This window comes from Actinomadura sp. 6N118, assembly GCF_044326415.1.
Classification (GTDB): domain Bacteria; phylum Actinomycetota; class Actinomycetes; order Streptosporangiales; family Streptosporangiaceae; genus Spirillospora.
In genome coordinates, this window is sequence record NZ_JBIRAZ010000014.1 from 37,378 (window position 1) to 53,227 (window position 15,850).

The 15,850-nt window shown below is 68.0% G+C and carries 16 protein-coding genes; 5 read left to right on the top strand and 11 right to left on the bottom strand.

Going from position 1 to position 15,850, the window contains the following annotated elements; translation table 11 throughout:
* Positions 1–136 precede the first annotated feature (136 nt).
* Entirely contained in the window at positions 137–1,042 is a 906-nt protein-coding gene (locus ACH34W_RS32490; protein ID WP_395964963.1) for a hypothetical protein, read from the top strand.
* Between the two features lie 64 nt (positions 1,043–1,106).
* Here the strand turns inward: ACH34W_RS32490 and ACH34W_RS32495 are convergent, their stop codons facing one another.
* Positions 1,107–1,517 carry a hypothetical protein gene (locus ACH34W_RS32495; protein WP_395964964.1) on the bottom strand — a complete coding sequence of 137 codons (411 nt, stop codon included), beginning with the start codon at positions 1,515–1,517 and terminating at the stop codon, positions 1,107–1,109.
* Between the two features lie 56 nt (positions 1,518–1,573).
* Positions 1,574–1,978 (bottom strand): hypothetical protein, encoded by a 405-nt coding sequence (locus ACH34W_RS32500; protein WP_395964965.1) that lies wholly within the window; start codon positions 1,976–1,978, stop codon positions 1,574–1,576.
* A gap of 292 nt (positions 1,979–2,270) precedes the next feature.
* Here ACH34W_RS32500 and ACH34W_RS32505 point away from each other — a divergent pair, with 292 nt between their 5' ends.
* Positions 2,271–2,675 carry a hypothetical protein gene (locus ACH34W_RS32505; protein WP_395964966.1) on the top strand — a complete coding sequence of 135 codons (405 nt, stop codon included), beginning with the start codon at positions 2,271–2,273 and terminating at the stop codon, positions 2,673–2,675.
* 60 nt (positions 2,676–2,735) lie between these two features.
* On the top strand, positions 2,736–3,161 hold the full coding sequence (locus tag ACH34W_RS32510; protein WP_395964967.1) for a hypothetical protein: 426 nt from the start codon (positions 2,736–2,738) through the stop codon (positions 3,159–3,161).
* A 47-nt stretch (positions 3,162–3,208) separates the two neighbouring features.
* Here the strand turns inward: ACH34W_RS32510 and ACH34W_RS32515 are convergent, their stop codons facing one another.
* Genes ACH34W_RS32515 through ACH34W_RS32530 form a run of 4 tightly spaced genes read right to left on the bottom strand, consistent with a single transcriptional unit; the run spans position 3,209 to position 8,235 of the window.
* Positions 3,209–5,155 (bottom strand): glycoside hydrolase family 127 protein, encoded by a 1,947-nt coding sequence (locus ACH34W_RS32515; protein WP_395964968.1) that lies wholly within the window; start codon positions 5,153–5,155, stop codon positions 3,209–3,211.
* Positions 5,148–5,963 carry a carbohydrate ABC transporter permease gene (locus ACH34W_RS32520; protein WP_395964969.1) on the bottom strand — a complete coding sequence of 272 codons (816 nt, stop codon included), beginning with the start codon at positions 5,961–5,963 and terminating at the stop codon, positions 5,148–5,150. Before ACH34W_RS32520 ends, ACH34W_RS32515 begins: the two co-directional genes overlap by 8 nt.
* On the bottom strand, positions 5,960–6,925 hold the full coding sequence (locus ACH34W_RS32525; protein ID WP_395964970.1) for a carbohydrate ABC transporter permease: 966 nt from the start codon (positions 6,923–6,925) through the stop codon (positions 5,960–5,962). Before ACH34W_RS32525 ends, ACH34W_RS32520 begins: the two co-directional genes overlap by 4 nt.
* A 47-nt stretch (positions 6,926–6,972) precedes the next feature.
* On the bottom strand, positions 6,973–8,235 hold the full coding sequence (locus ACH34W_RS32530) for an ABC transporter substrate-binding protein (protein WP_395964971.1): 1,263 nt from the start codon (positions 8,233–8,235) through the stop codon (positions 6,973–6,975).
* 194 nt (positions 8,236–8,429) lie between these two features.
* Here ACH34W_RS32530 and ACH34W_RS32535 point away from each other — a divergent pair, with 194 nt between their 5' ends.
* Together ACH34W_RS32535 and ACH34W_RS32540 are read left to right on the top strand one after the other, a co-directional pair.
* The gene (locus tag ACH34W_RS32535) at positions 8,430–9,446 is read left to right on the top strand and encodes a LacI family DNA-binding transcriptional regulator (RefSeq protein ID WP_395964972.1); all 1,017 of its coding nucleotides are present in this window, start codon (positions 8,430–8,432) and stop codon (positions 9,444–9,446) included.
* 317 nt (positions 9,447–9,763) lie between these two features.
* Complete coding sequence (locus tag ACH34W_RS32540; RefSeq protein ID WP_395964973.1) at positions 9,764–11,230, top strand: sulfatase; 1,467 nt, start codon at positions 9,764–9,766, stop codon at positions 11,228–11,230.
* A 73-nt stretch (positions 11,231–11,303) separates the two neighbouring features.
* On the opposite strand, the gene ACH34W_RS32545 is transcribed toward ACH34W_RS32540, so the two are convergent.
* From ACH34W_RS32545 to ACH34W_RS32565, 5 genes are all read right to left on the bottom strand, one after another.
* Complete coding sequence (locus ACH34W_RS32545; protein WP_395964974.1) at positions 11,304–12,548, bottom strand: cytochrome P450; 1,245 nt, start codon at positions 12,546–12,548, stop codon at positions 11,304–11,306.
* Positions 12,545–13,204 carry a GTP-binding protein gene (locus ACH34W_RS32550; RefSeq protein WP_395964975.1) on the bottom strand — a complete coding sequence of 220 codons (660 nt, stop codon included), beginning with the start codon at positions 13,202–13,204 and terminating at the stop codon, positions 12,545–12,547. Before ACH34W_RS32550 ends, ACH34W_RS32545 begins: the two co-directional genes overlap by 4 nt.
* Positions 13,185–13,547, bottom strand: a complete 363-nt coding sequence (locus tag ACH34W_RS32555) for a DUF742 domain-containing protein (protein ID WP_395964976.1) — start codon at positions 13,545–13,547, stop codon at positions 13,185–13,187. Before ACH34W_RS32555 ends, ACH34W_RS32550 begins: the two co-directional genes overlap by 20 nt.
* Complete coding sequence (locus ACH34W_RS32560; protein WP_395964977.1) at positions 13,544–13,948, bottom strand: roadblock/LC7 domain-containing protein; 405 nt, start codon at positions 13,946–13,948, stop codon at positions 13,544–13,546. The genes ACH34W_RS32555 and ACH34W_RS32560 overlap by 4 nt, the downstream gene beginning before the upstream one ends.
* Positions 13,949–14,082: 134 nt before the next feature.
* A complete protein-coding gene (locus tag ACH34W_RS32565; protein WP_395964978.1) occupies positions 14,083–15,735 on the bottom strand; it encodes a sensor histidine kinase in 1,653 nt (550 codons plus the stop codon).
* Between the last annotated feature and the right edge of the window lie 115 nt (positions 15,736–15,850).

Genomic DNA, 15,850 nt, shown 5'->3' on the forward strand with positions numbered 1-15,850 from the left:
CGTCGGCGTCCGGTCGTATGGAGGGTACTTCCGGAGATTTAGCCGGTGCGCGCAAGATACATCTGCGGGTGCTGTCGGGCGGCCTAGCCGCATTTCTAGGGTCTTGCTCATCACAACCTCCCTAGAAGGAGTCCCGATGTGGCAAGGAAAAATCCTCGGAATGATCGCGGCTGCGGCGCTGTCCGTCTCCGTGCTTCCGGCTCCCGCCAAGGCCAGTCCCGCTCCCGGCAAGGCCAGTCCCGCCGCACCCGTCGTCGACATCCGGGCTGATGACGACGGTTTCACCGCGCCGTCCTCACATACCAGCGGCCCCACCTCGTTCCGGGTGACCACCACCGCGACCGGGGACCTGGGCAGCATCATCGGCCTGGTCCGCCTGCGTCCCGGTGCCACGCCGGCGAGCTTCGCCGATCATCTGGGCAAGGTGTTCTCCAACGACCCGCGGGTCGCCGTCCCGGCGGGCCGGGCACTGATGGCCGAGGCCGAGCTGCTCGGCGGAGCCGAGTCCCAGCCGGGACGGCCGACGACGTTCACCACCACCTTGCGGCAGGGCACGTATTACCTGCTCAACTATCTCGACTTCGAGACCGAGACCCCGGCGGGCCCCGAGGCGCTGCACACGTTGACCGTCAAGCGTGAGCGGCACGTCGGACGAGCGCCCAAGCCCGGTGCGGTCGTGGGCATGTCGCACACGGCCGCCGGCCCCAGGTTCCAGCTGCCGTCACGGATCCGGGCGGGCGCCCCGCTGCTGGTGACCAACCACATGAACCAGGTCAACGAGGCCATCTTCGTACCGGTGCGTCCCGGAACCACCGAACGCGACCTGCAGAAGTTCTTCGACGGGGTCCAGAACGGTCAATGGAGTGAGCCGCCCTTCGCCGGTGCCCCGCTGGGCACCCCGCCGCTGTCTCCGGGCCGCGCCCTGGTGCTCCAGACACCGCTGACGCCCGGCCGGTACGCGGTCATCACCTGGGTGATCGACCTGACCGATGGCGTCCGGCTCGGGGCCAAGGGAATGTACTCCCTGATCACTGTGGAATGACCGTTCGGCATTGCACGGCCGGGATCGACCACCCGGCCGTGCAGGCATGAGGCCGGCCAGGTGACTACCTCACCTTGCACCACTTGGTCTTGTGGCCCCGCTCGACCCGCCACACGTTGTAGTAGCTGGTCTTGTACTTCTTGCTGCCCTTGGTCTTGCCGTTGGTGTCCAGGGCCACGCAGACGTACTCCCAGCCGACGACCGAGCTGTGGTGGCGCAGCACCACGGCGGCGGTGATCTTCTTCCTCTTCTTGCAGTGGTTGTTGAAGTAGATCTTGGTGGTGTACTTCCCCTTGTTCCAGCTGAAGTTCACCTTCGCGTTGCCACCGACGCCCTTGCCGCACTTGATGCTGTCTTTGGCCTGGATCGTGACGGTGTCGCCGGGCTTGGCGGTGGGGGCGGCCTGTGCGGGAGCGGCCACCAGGGCCAGGGAACAGCCGGCGGCGAAGATTCCGGCGAGCTTGAGAGTACGCATGATTCCTTCCTGGGATTCCGACGAGCCGAACGCGCTGATGATGAATCTCATCCGCGCTAGCACTTCTTTGGAGAGCTCACCTTGTGGATGTTCCAGCCTTGGTGCCACACCTTCTTTTTCCCCTTCGTCCCGGGATTGACGGTGATGCAGGCATGCTGGTGAGGTTTGCCCCTGTTGGCGCGGACCATCACCCTGATGGTCCGCTTCGTCTTGCAGTGGTTGTTGAAATAGAATGTCGTCGAGTCGCGGGCCTCGTTGTAAGAGATGTTGAATTTCTTGCCCTTCGGCTTCGAGCAGGCCCAGCTTCTGCGGGTCTGGATCTCGGCGGTCCCTCCGCCGTCGGAGGTGGCCTTGACGGCGGGAGCGGTGGTTTGGCTGGCGGCGGAGGCGGAAGGCGCGCCCAGCATCGCCAGGCCGATGGCAGGCACCGCGAATGCGGGCACCAGCTTCCTGCAGCTCATGAGTGTTCCCTTCTCTGAAACGGAACTTCCTCGGCTGCCCGGGAGCCTATGAGTCATATTCCTGGGCCCACAGGCCCCGAGGGACCAAGTTCCTATTAGTGCCGAGGAGCCATCGGCACGGTTTCGAAGGAACACCAATGAGCGCTGATCAGTGCCTAGGACTGATTCACCGCCGCTGCTCAGCCCGGTGGTACCGCGGCACTAGTGAAAGCCAGTTCTAAGGTTCCTGTCGGCGCATGTGACCGGTGCCTAGGATTTGCGGCCAGTCGAGTTCCAGACTGGAGGGAGAAACATGAGCCACCGAAAAACGGCGGCAATGGCCGCCATGGCAGGCGCCATTGTCGCGGCCGGAACGGTTGTGTCCCCCGCCGCCGCGACCCCCGCCGGTCCAGCCGCGGAGAAACCCGCCGCCAAGAGCGCCGCGGCAGAGGACGTGCGCATCCAGAAGGTGATCCGGCAGAGCTCAAAGTGCACTTCCCCTAAGGGGAAGAAGCTCAACATCTCCTGGCAGCCGGCCAGGGAATCCATCACGGTCTACTTCAACAACCACTGCAATCAGCGGCGGACCATCAGGGTCTGGTACCACTTCTCCGGCAAGCACAGGGACGTCAAGGTCAACGCGCGCACAAAGGGCCACAAGAGGCTGTGGCACAACACCTGGGGCAGCGGGGTAAAGAAGATCACCTTCCCCCGCTAGACATTGCTCCCGGTCTCCGACCTCCGGCAGAAAAGTCCACTCCCGAGAGTCAGGAAGAGCATGAATCGAAGGAGAACCGCCGCCCTCGTGATCATTGCCGGCGCCACGATGGGTGTCGCCGCGCCGATGAGCTCCGCGCAGGCGACGCCCGACCGGTCCGCCACTGGCGCCAAGGCCGCTGTCGCGACGGCCAAGGCCAGCAAGAGCACCGACGGCGGCGCGCAGATTCTGGCGCGCAAGAGCTTCAAGTGCAAGTCTCCCAAGGGAAAGAAGATCAACCTTTCCTGGAAGGCGGGAAGCATCTCCACCAAGGTCTACTTCAATAACCACTGCAACCAGAAGCGGACCATCTGGACCGTCTACAACAACGGAGTCCGCGACAACTTCTACTGCTTCAAGGTCAATCCGCGCACGAAGGGCAACAAGAAGACCCCGGGCAAGGCGAAGTCCGTGGTCGCGAATTCGACAAAGAAGTGCAACATGTAGCAGCCGTAGAGGCGCCACGTCGAACGCCTCGGCCCGGCGGTGTCACATCACCGCCGGGCCGAGGTGTTCAGGCCGGCGTCAGGGAGCCAGACCCGCATGGTGGCGGAACCCCGGTTGCCCCATAGGTGGTACGGGATGAGGGTGAGGGGCTCCGGGGCGCCCGCCGGGAGGCTCGGATCGGTGCCGTAGGGCCAGGGCGTCTCCTCCGGGCGGGTCTCGCAGGCGTCCACGGTCAGAGTCACCGCCGAACCGAGATCATCAGTGGTGCTCTCAGCAGGGGATGTCGCGGTATCCACGCCGAGCGAGTCCAGCCGTGCGTCTGGGGATTCCGCGCAGTAGACCAGCGGGCCCCGTTCGACCGCGACGCAGCCGCGCACGGCGTCGATGCGCGGGTCGGGCCGGGTCCAGCGAGGACGCATCGGGAGGTCGAGCTGGAGCTCATCCCCCGGCCGCCAGTCGCGTTCGATCGTGACGAGCCCTGGATCCGCGGTCTGCCGCGTCTCGCCGTACGACCCCGGCTCTCCGTACATCCCCGGCTCGTCCCACGACACTGACGCGCCGTCGGCCCACGCCGGGACGCGGAGGCTGATCCGCCACGGCCCGCCAGGCGCCTCCAGGACTCGAACGGTCACGGTGCCTGACCAGGGATATCCCGTCTCGACACGGAGGCCGACGCTGCCGCGAGGCAGGGAGGTCTGGATCGTGCATGAGGTGAGCTGGTGCAACTGGACGCCGTGGTCGTCCGCGGTGGCCACGTACGCCGAGAGGCTCGCCAGTGTCCGGCCGAGATTGGCCGGGCAGCACGAAACGGCGAGCCATGGTGCCCGGCGGCCCACCGGAGGCCGTCCCCAGGGCCACTGCCCCTCCACGCGCGGTGGCCCCAGGACACGCTGCTGGAGTGTGTTGACGTAGAAGAAGGCGCGCCCGTCCATGGCGGGTGATGCGGCCACGACGTTGTAGAGCGTCCGTTCGGCCAGATCGGCGTAACGAGAGTCGCCGGTGGCCAGGAGGAGCCGCCAGCCGAGCATGACCGAGGCGACGGCCGCGCAGGTCTCGGAGTACGCGTGTTCCGGGGGCAGTTCGTGGTCCTCGCCGAAGGACTCGTCGGAGTAGCGCGAGCCCATCCCGCCGGTGATGTACGTGCGGGCGGCCACCGTTCGTTCCCATTGCGCGATGATCGCCTGCAGCAGTTCGTCATCGCCCGTCTCCACGGCCACGTCGACCGCGCCGCTCGCCAGGTACAGAGCGCGTACGGCGTGACCGCGCATTACGCGGGCCTCGCGGACCGGGACGTCGTCCTGGAAGTAGGTCCGGCCGAACTCGATGTCCGCGAGTGCCGGCCTGCCGCGCCGTTCCACGAACAGGCGTGCCTGTTCCAGGTAGCGGTCGTCGCCGGTCACCCGGGACAACTCCACCAGGGCCATCTCGATCTCGGGGTGGCCACAGACCCCCGCCCTGCCGTCCGGTCCGAACTCGCGGTACACGTGATCGGCCGCGCGCCGGGCGACCCCGGTCAGGTCGTCCTCGCCATGCGTACGGGCGCGAGCCACGGCCGCCTGGATGAGGTGGCCGTAGCAGTAGAGCTCATGGCCCCATTCGAGGTCGCGGTAACGATGGCCCGGACCGTGCGGCCCGAATCGGGTGTTGAGGTAGCCGTCCCGCTCCTGGGCGGCGGCCACGAGGCCGGTGATCTCCTCCAGCCCGGTGGCGTCCTTACCGGCGCGCGCGGACTCCCAGGCAAGCCCCTCCAGCAGCTTGTAGACCTCCGAGTCGGCGAACTCCCGGCCGTTGAGCTCGCTGGGCGGGCGTCCCTCCGCGGCGACACGGAAGTTGCCGATCCATCCGGTACGGGTCATCCACTCCAGGCAGTGGCCGAGGATGACCGAGGCGTTCAACTCCTGCCTGTCGCCCCAGAAGCCGGGGGCGAGGCGTACTTCATCGACACCGAGCGGGCGCAGCACGCCTCTCGTCGGAACGACCGGTCCCTTAACCACGCAATGCTCCCGACATGAATCCCCGCACGTAGTGGCGTTGAAGGACAAGGAAGAGCACCAGGCACGGCAGCGCCATGACCACCACACCCGCCTCCAGCGCGCCGTAGTCGATGGCGCCGAACGTGCGCTGCTGCATGCTCACGGTGGCGACCGGCAAGGTGAACTTGGCGGCGTCGTTGATCAGGATCAGCGGCGCGAAGAAGTCGTTCCAGGCGGTCAGGAAGGCGAAGAGCCCGACCGTGATCAGCCCGGGGCGCACCGCGTGCAGCAGGACCCGGAGCAGGGCCGTGAACGTGGTGCAGCCGTCGACGAGCGCGGCCTCCTCCAGTTCCTTGGGCACGGCCTCAAAGGAGTTGCGCATCATGAACACCGCGAACGGCAGCTGGAACATGATGAGCACCAGGCTGAGCCCGACGAGGGTGTTCTGCAGGTGCAGCCATCCGAGCAGCACGTACAGCGGGATGAGGATCGTCGCGTACGGCACCATCAGGATGGCCAGGGTCGTGAGGAACAGCAGGTTCTTGCCGGGGAAGGAGAACCGGGCGAACGCGTACCCGCCCAGGCCGGACACAACGAGCGTGCCGGCGACCGTCATGGTGGAGACGGCCACGCTGTTGAACAGGTACGTCGGCAGCCCTTCTCCGTAATCGGCCATCTTCGTGTAGTTGCCCACGCCAAAGCCGGACGACTGGCCGCTTCCCGGCTGGCCCTTGAGCGAGGAGTAGCCGCTCCACAGGAGAGGGAACAGGAACAGCACGGCGAGAGACGCCCCGGCGCCGTGGAAGCCGAAGCCGAATCGGGCCTTCATCCGTTCTCCTTTCGGGTCCGGTGCCGCAGCACCCCCAGCTGGAACACGTTCAGCACGATCAGGACGGCGAGCACCACGACCGACAGCGCCGCGGCCGCGCCGAGGTCGAAGCGGACGAAGGCCTCCCGGTAGATCACCATGACCATCGACATGGTGCTGTTGTCCGGCCCGCCCTGGGTGAGGATGAAGAACTGGTCGAAGGCCAGCAGCGAGCCCGTGACGCTGAGCGTGAGCATCAGCGCGATCGCGGGCCGCAGAAGTGGAAGGGTGATGTGCCGGAACGTGGCCCACCTGGACGCGCCGTCCACCCGGGCCGCCTCGTACACCTCCACGGGGATACCCTGCAGCCCGGTGAGCAGGATCAGCATGTTGAACCCGGCGAACCGCCACAGGACCAGGACGATCGTGGAGAACAGGGCCATGTTCGGGGTTCCGGTCCAGGCGACCGGCTCGTCGATGACGCCCAGCTTGCGCAACATCGGGTCGAGCGGCCCGATGCTGTTGCTGAACAGCCCGTAGAACAGCAGCGAGGCGGACGCGAACCCGACCGCGCAGGGCAGGAAGAACGCGGTCCGGTAGAAGCCGGTGCCACGTCGCCGTTCCTGGACGAGCAGGGCGAGTCCGAGCGCCGTCCCGGACAACAGAACCGTGATGATCGCCGTGTACTTGAGGGTGAACCAGATCGAGTCGCGGAACAACTGGTTGTCGCGCGCCCGCGTGTAGTCGTCCGGGAAGTTCGCGGTCGGATCGCCCAGCAGCGGCCACCGGTGCAGCGACATCCAGAAGACCATGACGAGGGGCAGCAGGAAGAACACGGCCACGACGACGGCGGTGGGCATGGCGTACCCCCACCCCGCCAGGCCGCGCGACCTCCACCACGGCCGCCGACGCGGCGCCGGCCGCTGATCCCGCGCACGATCGGCCGGCGTCTCTGCGCGGGATCCGACGGAGGTCACGCTCATCCTCACTCCTGCTTCCGTGCGGTTCACCCTTGCTTCGGTGCGGTTCACTACTGCTTCAGTGCCGTGGTGAGCTTCCCGGCGCCGGTCCTCAGCGCGCCGCCGACGTCGTCTCCGAAGACCGCTCCCCTGGCGACCTGCAGCCACGGCCCGTTGGGGTCGTTGTAGGTGGGGCCGAAGTTCATGGCGAACGGCGTCTTGCCCTTGGCCACCATGCCGTTGATCAGAACGACCCGGGGATCCGTGGCGGAGTACTTGTTGCCGGCCAGGTCGGTGCGGGCCACGACGTCCTTGTTCTTGGCCACAATCTCGGTCTGGGCCTGGTCGGACATGGTCCAGGAGATGAAGTCCCACGCCGCGTCCGCGTTCTTGGACGTCGACGAGATGCCGACGGAGTCCCCGCCGACGAACGTCGACTCCCCGCCGTCGGGTCCGGGGATGGGGGCGACCCCCACCTTGACCTTGTCGTTTTCCGGCATCGTCCCGAGCGTGGTGGAGGGCATCGGCAGGAGGCCGACCTTGCCCTTGGGGAAGACGCCGGTCCAGGTGGCGCCCTTCTCGTCCTTGGCGGCCGGGTCGACGACGCCGTTCGCCCAGAGGTCCCGGTAGGTCTGGAAGACCTGCTGTGCCTGCGGGGCGTCGATGGTGGAGCGGGTGCCCTGCTCGTCCATGACCTCGCCGCCCGCGGCCCAGATCGACGGCCAGTAGGTGAACACGTAGCAGCCGCCGCAGGATCCACCCCAGAACGTGCCGTACGTGTCGCCGCCGATCTTCTTGCGGATGGTGGTGGCGTGCTGGGCGAACTCCTTGAGGGTGCGTGGCGGTTTCTCCGGGTCGAGGCCCGCCTTCTTGTAGAGGACCTTGTTGTAGAAGAGAACGGACAGGTCGAGCGTGTGCGGCAGGGTGTACTTGCGTCCCTCATGCGTGCCGAGCTTCATGTGCGACGGCGCCATGGCGGCGGCGTACGGCAGCTTGGCGATCCGATCGGAGAGGTCGAGGAAGAGCCCTTGAGAGGTGTACTTCGGCACGAAGATCACGTCGGCGGCGAAGACGTCGGGCAGGTTGCGGGCCCCGGCGGCCGCGGCGATACGGGGCTGGTAGTTGTCGACCGGGATGACGGTCAGCTTGACCTTGTTCTTGTGCGAGGCGTTATAGGCGTCGACCAGCCTGCGGGACTGCGCCTCCGTGGGCGACCGGGTCCACATGGTGATCGTGGTGCCGCTCCCGGAATCCCCCGAGTCGCCGTCGCCGCCACAGGCGCCCAGCGCGAGTCCCAGCGCGAGCACCCCCACGGCGCATCGATTGGTCTTCATGGCCCCTCCTTCTGGAGACCGAACGTGTGTAAGGCGTCACACGGACCATCGTCCCGAAAACGACCTGAAAGGTTTTCGGTACACTGATTAGAGCTATAAACCTGGTGAGAGACCCTGTCAACGGCCTGTTATGCGAAAGTGTCCTTGTGCGGCCGATGTCGGCCTCTGTCGGCCTATACGAAAGGTTTTCTGCGATGGGACGGAAGCGATCAGTCACGATCAGTGACGTCGCGGCCGGCGCCGGAGTGTCGATCGCCACCGCTTCCAAGGCGCTCAACGGGCGCGAGCAGGTACGGGCCGAGACCCGGGCCCGGGTGCTCCAGGTCGCCGAGGAGCTCGGCTTCCAGCCCAACGCCCTGGCGCGCGGCCTGCTCAGCGGCCGCACGCAAACCGCCGGCCTGCTCACCGACGGGGTCGACCGGTTCAGCCTCCCGGTGCTGCTGGGTGCCGAGGACGCCTTCGGCGCGGGCCAGATGTCGGTCTTGCTCTGCGACGGCCGCGGCGACTCCATCCGCGAACAGCACTACATCCGCACGCTGCTCGCCCGCCGCGTCGACGGTCTCATCGTCGTTGCGGACAGCACCGACCCGCGCCCGTCCATCACCGACGACCTGCCCATTCCCGTCGTGTACGCGTACGGGCCCTCCACAGACCCGGCGGATGTGTCGTTCGTGCCCGACGACATCGGTGGCGCCGGACTGGCCGTCAACCACCTGCTCACCTTGGGCCGCCGTCACATCGCGCACGTGACAGGCCCCGTCGACTACCTGGCCGCCAGGGACCGCGCCACCGGGATGCGCGCCGTCCTGGACGAGGCGGGTCTGCCACTCGCCGGAGGCGAGGTGCTGCACGGCGCCTGGTCACAACGCTGGGGCCGGCAGGCAGCCGAACTGCTGCTGACGACCGTCCCCGAGCTGGACGCGGTGTTCTGCGGCAGCGACCAGATCGCCTACGGCGTCGCCGAGGCCGCCCACGAGCTCGGCCGCCACGTCCCCGACGACCTCGCCGTCGTCGGCTATGACAACTGGGACGTCTTCGCCACCGAGGCCCGGCCACCCCTCACCACCGTCGACATGAACCTCGAACGTCTCGGCCGCGCCGCGGCCCAGCACCTGTTCACCGCCATCGACGGCGGCGCCGGCGGCGGCGTGCACCGCATGCCCTGCCGCCTCGTCGTCCGCGACTCCACCGCCCCCCGCCGAATGGGTTGAACCGCGTCACCACATGGTGGCTGCCGCCGCCCGAGGTCTATCTGCTCGGCCAGATAGACCGAGCTCACCGGCCCCTCGGAGATCAGGCGCAAGAGCCGGTAGTCAGGCAGTCGAAGCGGCAGCTCTCCCGAGACCGGAGACGGCTCGGCGGTCGGCCGATCCCGGCCATCCGACGGTGCACGGTGCCCGAAAGGACCCAGGGCATGATCACACGTCCGGATTTCCCAGGGATTTCCCAGGTTCGCCATAAGTAGCGCATAAACGTGGTGTCTAGACTTCCGGACGATCATCCCCTCGTGACACCAGGAAGGCGCATCATGGCCTCTCGGAGAATCACGGTGGCCGCTGCCGCCGCCACGGCGGTCATCGCCGCGGCGTCCTGCGGCACCGGTTCGCCCATACAGCCCGCCGCAGAGAAGGCAAGTGCGGCAGGACCGAAGTCTCGGCCGAACATCGTGTTCATCCTCACCGATGACCTGCATTCGAATCTGCTCCGCTACATGCCCAACGTCCAGCGCATGCAGCAGAGCGGCACAACGTTCTCGAACTTCTTCCTGACCGATTCGCTGTGCTGCCCCTCGCGGGCGACGATGCTCACCGGTCGTTACCCGCACAACACCGGGGTCTTCACCAATGGGGGCTCCGACGGGGGCTACGCGACGTTCAACCGGAAGGGCAACCACAAGCGGACCTTCGCGACCTCGCTGAAGTCCGCTGGATACAACACGGCTCTGCTGGGCAAGTACATGAACGGCTACCAGCCCACGATGCCGGTTCCGCCCGGCTGGACCGAGTGGTACGTCGCGGGGAATGGCTACCCGAACTACAACTACAAGCTGAACGAGAACGGCCGCGTCGTCTCGTACGGCAAGAAGCCGTCCGACTACCTCACCGATGTGCTGTCGCAGAAGGGCATCGACTTCGCCAAGCGGTCGGTCGCCGCCAAGAAGCCGTTCATGCTGGAGCTCTCGGTCTTCACGCCGCACGGCCCTGCCACCCCGGCCCCGCGCGACAAGGGCAAGTTCCCCAACGCCAAGGTGCCGCGCACGCCTGCCTTCAACGAGGCGGACATGTCCGATAAGCCCGCCTGGATCAAGGGCCGTTCGAAGCTCACCAAGAAGCAGATCAAGCAGCTCGACACCACGTTCCGCAAGCGTGCACGGTCGGTGCTGGCGATCGACAAGGCGATCGGCGACATGCAGGCCGCGCTCAAGGCCAGTGGCGCGGACCGCAACACCTACTTCGTGTTCACGTCCGACAACGGCTTCCACATGGGTGAGCACCGGCTGATGGGCGGGAAGCAGACGGCGTACGATACCGACATCAAGGTGCCGCTGATCGTCACCGGGCCGGGCGTGCCCGCCGGGCGCACGGTCAGCGCGCTCACGCAGAACACCGACCTGTGCCCGACCTTCACCGAGCTCGGCCGCGCGCGGCCCCCGGCGCAGGTGGACGGCATCTCGCTGGTGCCCTACCTCAAGGGCAAGCGCCCGCGGAACGAGCGGGACGGCGTGCTCGTCGAGCACCACGGCCCCAACAACTCGACCTCCGACCCTGACTTCCAGGCCGCGCCCTCCGGCAATCCCCCGACCTACAACGCGCTGCGCACCGCTCGTGAGCTCTACGTTGAATACGCCAACGGCCAGCGCGAGTACTACGACATCCGCCGCGACCCGCACCAGCTCGACAACACCGTCGGGCGCCTCTCCCCAGGTCAGCTGAGGAAGTTGAAGTCCATGCTGCGCGAACTCACCACCTGCAAGGGACGCGAATGCCAGAAGTAGTCTCCGCCTGATCGTCCCTGTGGCCTCTCACCAGTTCAGTGCTGGTGAGAGGCCCACCGTCGCCCACCAAGGTTCAGCCGCCTCGGTGGGAGACGGTGGCCGGGCTGAACGTGACCGGCAGGGCGGCCAGGCGGCGGACCCAGAACGACGGGAGCCACATGAGCTCGTCGGGTTTGACCGCGAGCTCGATGTCCGGCAGCCGGTCGAGCAGCACCTCGACCGCCGTCCTGGCGATGACCTCGGCCAGCTCCGGAGCGGGGAAGGGACAGCCGTGGTCGCCGTGCCCGAACGACAGGTGGGCGCGGTTGCCGACGCCGACGTCGTGCCCGGCGGGCTGCACCTGGGGGTCCTCGTTGGCCGCGGCGTACCCCATGATCAGCATGTCACCGGGACGGATCTTGCGTCCGGCCAGCTCGCAGGAGTGCACAGCGAACCGGCCGATGACGTTCTGGGACGGCGTGTCCTCCCACAGCACCTGGTTGAGCGCCTGCACGACGCTGCCGCGGCCGCCCTGCAGCGTCACGGCGAACTGCTCGTCGACCAGCATCAGCCGCATCGCGTTGCCGATCCAGTGGCCGGTGGGCAGGTGACCCGCGCTCATCATGATCAGCAGGTCGTTGCGCAGGTCGTCGGCGGTGTAGTTCGCGGGGTGCTCCATCAGGCGGGATATGACGTCCTGCCCGGGGCGCGCCTTGCGGGCCTCGGCCAGCCCGCGGAAGAGCTCCTGGAGCCGCTGGTGCGCCGGGACGGCGTTCTCGTCGGAGCCCGCCACGTACTGGACGTCCCGGATCATGTCGGGCACCTCGGCGCCCGGAACGCCGAAGAGCTCGGCCATCACCAGCGGCGGGAGCCGGTCGGCGAACTGGCCGATCAGGTCGGCCTCGCCGTCCCCGGCGAACTCGTCGATCAGCTCGTCGGCGAGGCGCTCGCTGCTGTTGCCCAGTTCGGTGCGGTCGACGGCGTCCAGCGCGTCGCTGATCGCCGCGCTGCGCCGCTGGTGGTCCTCGCCCTCGGCGAGCAGGACCGACGGGTTCCATCCGACGAACGGCAACAGCGACCAGTTCTCGGGGACCATGTCCCAGGCGTTCCAGCGGCGGGTGTCGCGGGCGAACAGGCCGGGATTGCTGGTGACGTGGTTGACCTCGCGGTACCCGATCACGTACCAGGCGGGGATGTCGCCTTCGAGCAGGACGGGCACCACGGGGCCTTGCTCGCGCCGCATCCGCTGGAAGAAGTCCTTCGGCCGCTGGTCGAACTCCTGCCCGTACAGGCGGACGGCCTCCTCGTCGACGGGCGGCCGGACGTTCTCGTCGCTCACTGCGCGGCCTCCTGGAGTGCGGCAGGGTCATGGGGCGCGGACGGATCGTGGAGCGTGGTGAGGTGCCGGACGAGTGTGACGAGGACGTCCTTGCTGGAGCCCCGGAGCCTGGCGTCGCAGTCGACCAGCGGGACGTCCCCGTCCAGCGACAGCGCGTCGCGCACCTGGTCCAGCGACGGCTGCGGGTCGGGGCCGTCGAACCGGTTGACGGCCACCACGAACGGCATCTGGTGGTGCTCCAGCCGGTCGAGCGGGTAGAAGGAGTCCTCCAGGCGGCGCGTGTCCACCAGCACCACCGCGCCCAGGCTGCCGGAGAACAGCTGATCCCAGATGAACCAGAACCGCTCCTGGCCGGGGGCGCCGAACAGGTAGAGCACGCGGTGCTCGTCCAGCGAGATCCGGCCGAAGTCGAACGCGACCGTCGTGGTGCGCTTGTCGGCGACGCGGCTGGCGTCGTCGATGCCGACGCCGGCCTTCGTCATGACCTCCTCGGTGCTCAGCGGGCGGATCTCGGAGACCGAGCCGACCATGGTGGTCTTGCCGACACCGAAACCGCCCACGATCACGATCTTCAGCGCATCCCGTGCGGTGCGGCGCAGCGGCACCTCGCCCGCGGGGCCGGGTTCCGCTGCCCGGTCAGAGACTTTCGAGTCCAACGAGCACCTGCTTCAACGTTTCCAGGTCGGCCAGGTGGGTCGTCGAGGTGGCCGAGGTCGGATGGCGGACGGTGATGTGACCGGTGTCGCGCAGATCGAGCAGCAGGATCTTCACCACGCTCACCGGCAGCCTCAGATGGGAGGACAGCTCGACCACCGCCACCGGTTCGTGGCGGCACAGCCGCAGGATCGTGACGTGCTCGGACTGCATGCCGGGCGCCGGGTCGTTCTCGGCGATGACCAGCGTGACGAGGTCGAGGGCGTCGTCGTCGATCCGGCTGCGGCCACCGGTCACGGTGTAGAGCCGATCGGGATCCTCGTGTTTCAGGGCACGCACGTTCATGTCGGCGAGTGGGTTCGCGGCGCTGCGGTCAGATAGCCGCCGATCTGCTCCACCAGCTCGTTCATGCTGTGCCCGACCAGGCCGACGTCGGCGTCCTCGTGGGCCACGACGGCCAGGTGCGCCCCCTCGCCGGCCGGGATGATGAGCAGCAGCCCACCGGCGAACTCCACCATCGACTGGCCGGCGCCGACGCCGCTGCCGAACTCGTGGGAGGCCGTCAGGGACAGGCTCTGGATTCCCGAGGCGATGGCCGCGAGCTGGTCGGCCTTGTCATCGTCCAGCTGGGGGGTGTGGCAGATCTCCAGACCGTCCCTGGACAGCACGAGGACGTGCTGGATGCCGGGGGCCCGGTCCACGAGGGACGCCAGAAGCCAATCGAGTTGGCGCTCTTCGGTGCTCATCGAGATCACGGGGCGGCACCCGCCGTGGCTACGCGCCCCTGCCTCCTATCTGTCGATCCTGCGGTCCGGACGAAGATGCCGGGACCGGTCAGCCAGGCGGCCCGTCCGCCGAACGGGCCGCCAGGCCATGAGCCCTACTGATCTGGGTCTTTGGCGGACGTGGTGCGTTCTGACGTGGGATTGGCCGTGCTGTCGCCGGGCGGCCGGAGGCGTCCCGAGGCGGATTCGCGGAACGCGGCGAACCGCGCCCCCGGATCGCGGGGCTTGGGAGCGGGCGCCGCCTCCTTCTTGGAGGTCCCGGTGAGCGTGGCGCCGCGACGTCGTTTGGGCAGATATGTCGCTTCGTCCGAGGCGTCCGCCTCCGGCGTCGCCACTGCGGCCCCGACCGCGGCGGGTTCGCGGGCGGGCAAGGGAACGCCCCTGGGCGCGCTCTGGATGGACTCCGACAGCGTTCCCCTGGAGGCGTCGTCGGAGGTGTGGCTGATGAGCTGGCGCGGGATCAGTACCACCACGCCGACGCCCCCGCGCGAGGACGGCCGGAAGTTGACCTTCAGCCCGTGCTTGCCCGCCAGCCGTCCGACCACCGCCAGCCCCAGCCGGGTTCCGGGCAGCGACGTCAGGTCGGAGGCCTCGGAGACCAGCCGTTCGGCGCGCTCCCGCTCGCGCTGCCGCATCCCCAGGCCGCTGTCCTCGATGGTGACGACGACGCCCGCGCCCTCCTCCTCGGCGTAGACGTGCACGGCGGTGCCGTGCGGGGAGAAGTTGGCGGCGTTGTCCATCAGCTCGGCCAGCACGTGCATGACGCCCTCGGCTGCGAACCCGGCGACGGCGGCGGTGCTGGTCGAGTGGTACTGGACGCGCTGGTAGGAGGCGATCCGGCCCATGGCGCCACGGATGATGCTCTCCAGCACGATGGGCTTGGTCCAGCGCCGTCCCGTACGCCCGCCGCTGAGCAGCGCGATGCTGTCGGCCAGGCGTCCCATCTGGGAGACGTGGTGGTCGAGGTCGAGCAGGTCGCCGAAGACCTCGTCCTCGTTGTACTGGTCCTCCAGTTCCCGCAGCTGGGCGAGCATGCGGGTGGTCTGCGCCTGGATCCGTGCCGCCGCGCTCGCGCACGCCGCCATGGCCGACGCCCTGGTGCGCTCCCCCGCGGCGAAGTCGTCGGCGAGGTCACGCAGCAGCCGTTCCAGCGCGGCGTTCGAGGGCGCCGGCAGCTCGGCCAGCGCGGAGGCCGCCGAGGCGCGGTCGCCGCGGATCCGCTTGGTCATGTCGGGCAGCGTCGAGTCGGCCAGCCGCTCGATCTCGTCCTCCAGGACGGACAGGTCGGCCCTGGCCTGTGCCGCGCCCCGCTCGCTCGCGGCGACGCCCTCCGCCACCACGCTCACCAGCCGGCCCAGCGGCTGGTCAGGTGTGGCCCTCAGCTCGGCCAAGGACGTGTCCGGTGCCGCCCCCTTCTGGAGCCTTCCGATCAGCGCGGGCAGCGGCCCGTCGACCAGCTCCTGAAGCCTGCGTTCCAGCTGGCCGCTCTCGTTCTCGACCTGCGCCAGCCGGCCGCGGACACTCCGCGCGTACTCGGCGTAGTAAGCCGCGACACCGATGGCCAGGCTCACGATCAGCGCGGCCACGCCGCCGCCGGCCGCCGCTACCAGCGTGCGTGACTGCTCGTCCACCGCCAGAAGCGTTCCCAGCCAGGCGCCGCCACCGACGATCGCCACGACCAGCCAGATCCGGAACGCGCGTTCCAGCGCGACGCGCTCGATGCGTGATCGACCTGCTTGTACTGCCATCCATCGGGTCCTTGTGAGCGTTGGCGACAGGCGCGCGGGACTCGTCGACCCCGCGCACACGGGGCATAACGGAATAAGGCGTGTTCAGAATGCACCATAATGCTCGTGCGCACCT

Coding starts and splice junctions, on each gene's coding strand:
- ACH34W_RS32490 (WP_395964963.1), top strand. CDS start 137: ATGTGGCAAGGAAAAATCCTCGGAATGATCGCGGCTGCGGCGCTGTCC.
- ACH34W_RS32495 (WP_395964964.1), bottom strand. CDS start 1,517: ATGCGTACTCTCAAGCTCGCCGGAATCTTCGCCGCCGGCTGTTCCCTG.
- ACH34W_RS32500 (WP_395964965.1), bottom strand. CDS start 1,978: ATGAGCTGCAGGAAGCTGGTGCCCGCATTCGCGGTGCCTGCCATCGGC.
- ACH34W_RS32505 (WP_395964966.1), top strand. CDS start 2,271: ATGAGCCACCGAAAAACGGCGGCAATGGCCGCCATGGCAGGCGCCATT.
- ACH34W_RS32510 (WP_395964967.1), top strand. CDS start 2,736: ATGAATCGAAGGAGAACCGCCGCCCTCGTGATCATTGCCGGCGCCACG.
- ACH34W_RS32520 (WP_395964969.1), bottom strand. CDS start 5,963: ATGAAGGCCCGATTCGGCTTCGGCTTCCACGGCGCCGGGGCGTCTCTC.
- ACH34W_RS32525 (WP_395964970.1), bottom strand. CDS start 6,925: ATGAGCGTGACCTCCGTCGGATCCCGCGCAGAGACGCCGGCCGATCGT.
- ACH34W_RS32530 (WP_395964971.1), bottom strand. CDS start 8,235: ATGAAGACCAATCGATGCGCCGTGGGGGTGCTCGCGCTGGGACTCGCG.
- ACH34W_RS32535 (WP_395964972.1), top strand. CDS start 8,430: ATGGGACGGAAGCGATCAGTCACGATCAGTGACGTCGCGGCCGGCGCC.
- ACH34W_RS32540 (WP_395964973.1), top strand. CDS start 9,764: ATGGCCTCTCGGAGAATCACGGTGGCCGCTGCCGCCGCCACGGCGGTC.
- ACH34W_RS32555 (WP_395964976.1), bottom strand. CDS start 13,547: ATGAACGTGCGTGCCCTGAAACACGAGGATCCCGATCGGCTCTACACC.
- ACH34W_RS32560 (WP_395964977.1), bottom strand. CDS start 13,948: ATGAGCACCGAAGAGCGCCAACTCGATTGGCTTCTGGCGTCCCTCGTG.
- ACH34W_RS32565 (WP_395964978.1), bottom strand. CDS start 15,735: ATGGCAGTACAAGCAGGTCGATCACGCATCGAGCGCGTCGCGCTGGAA.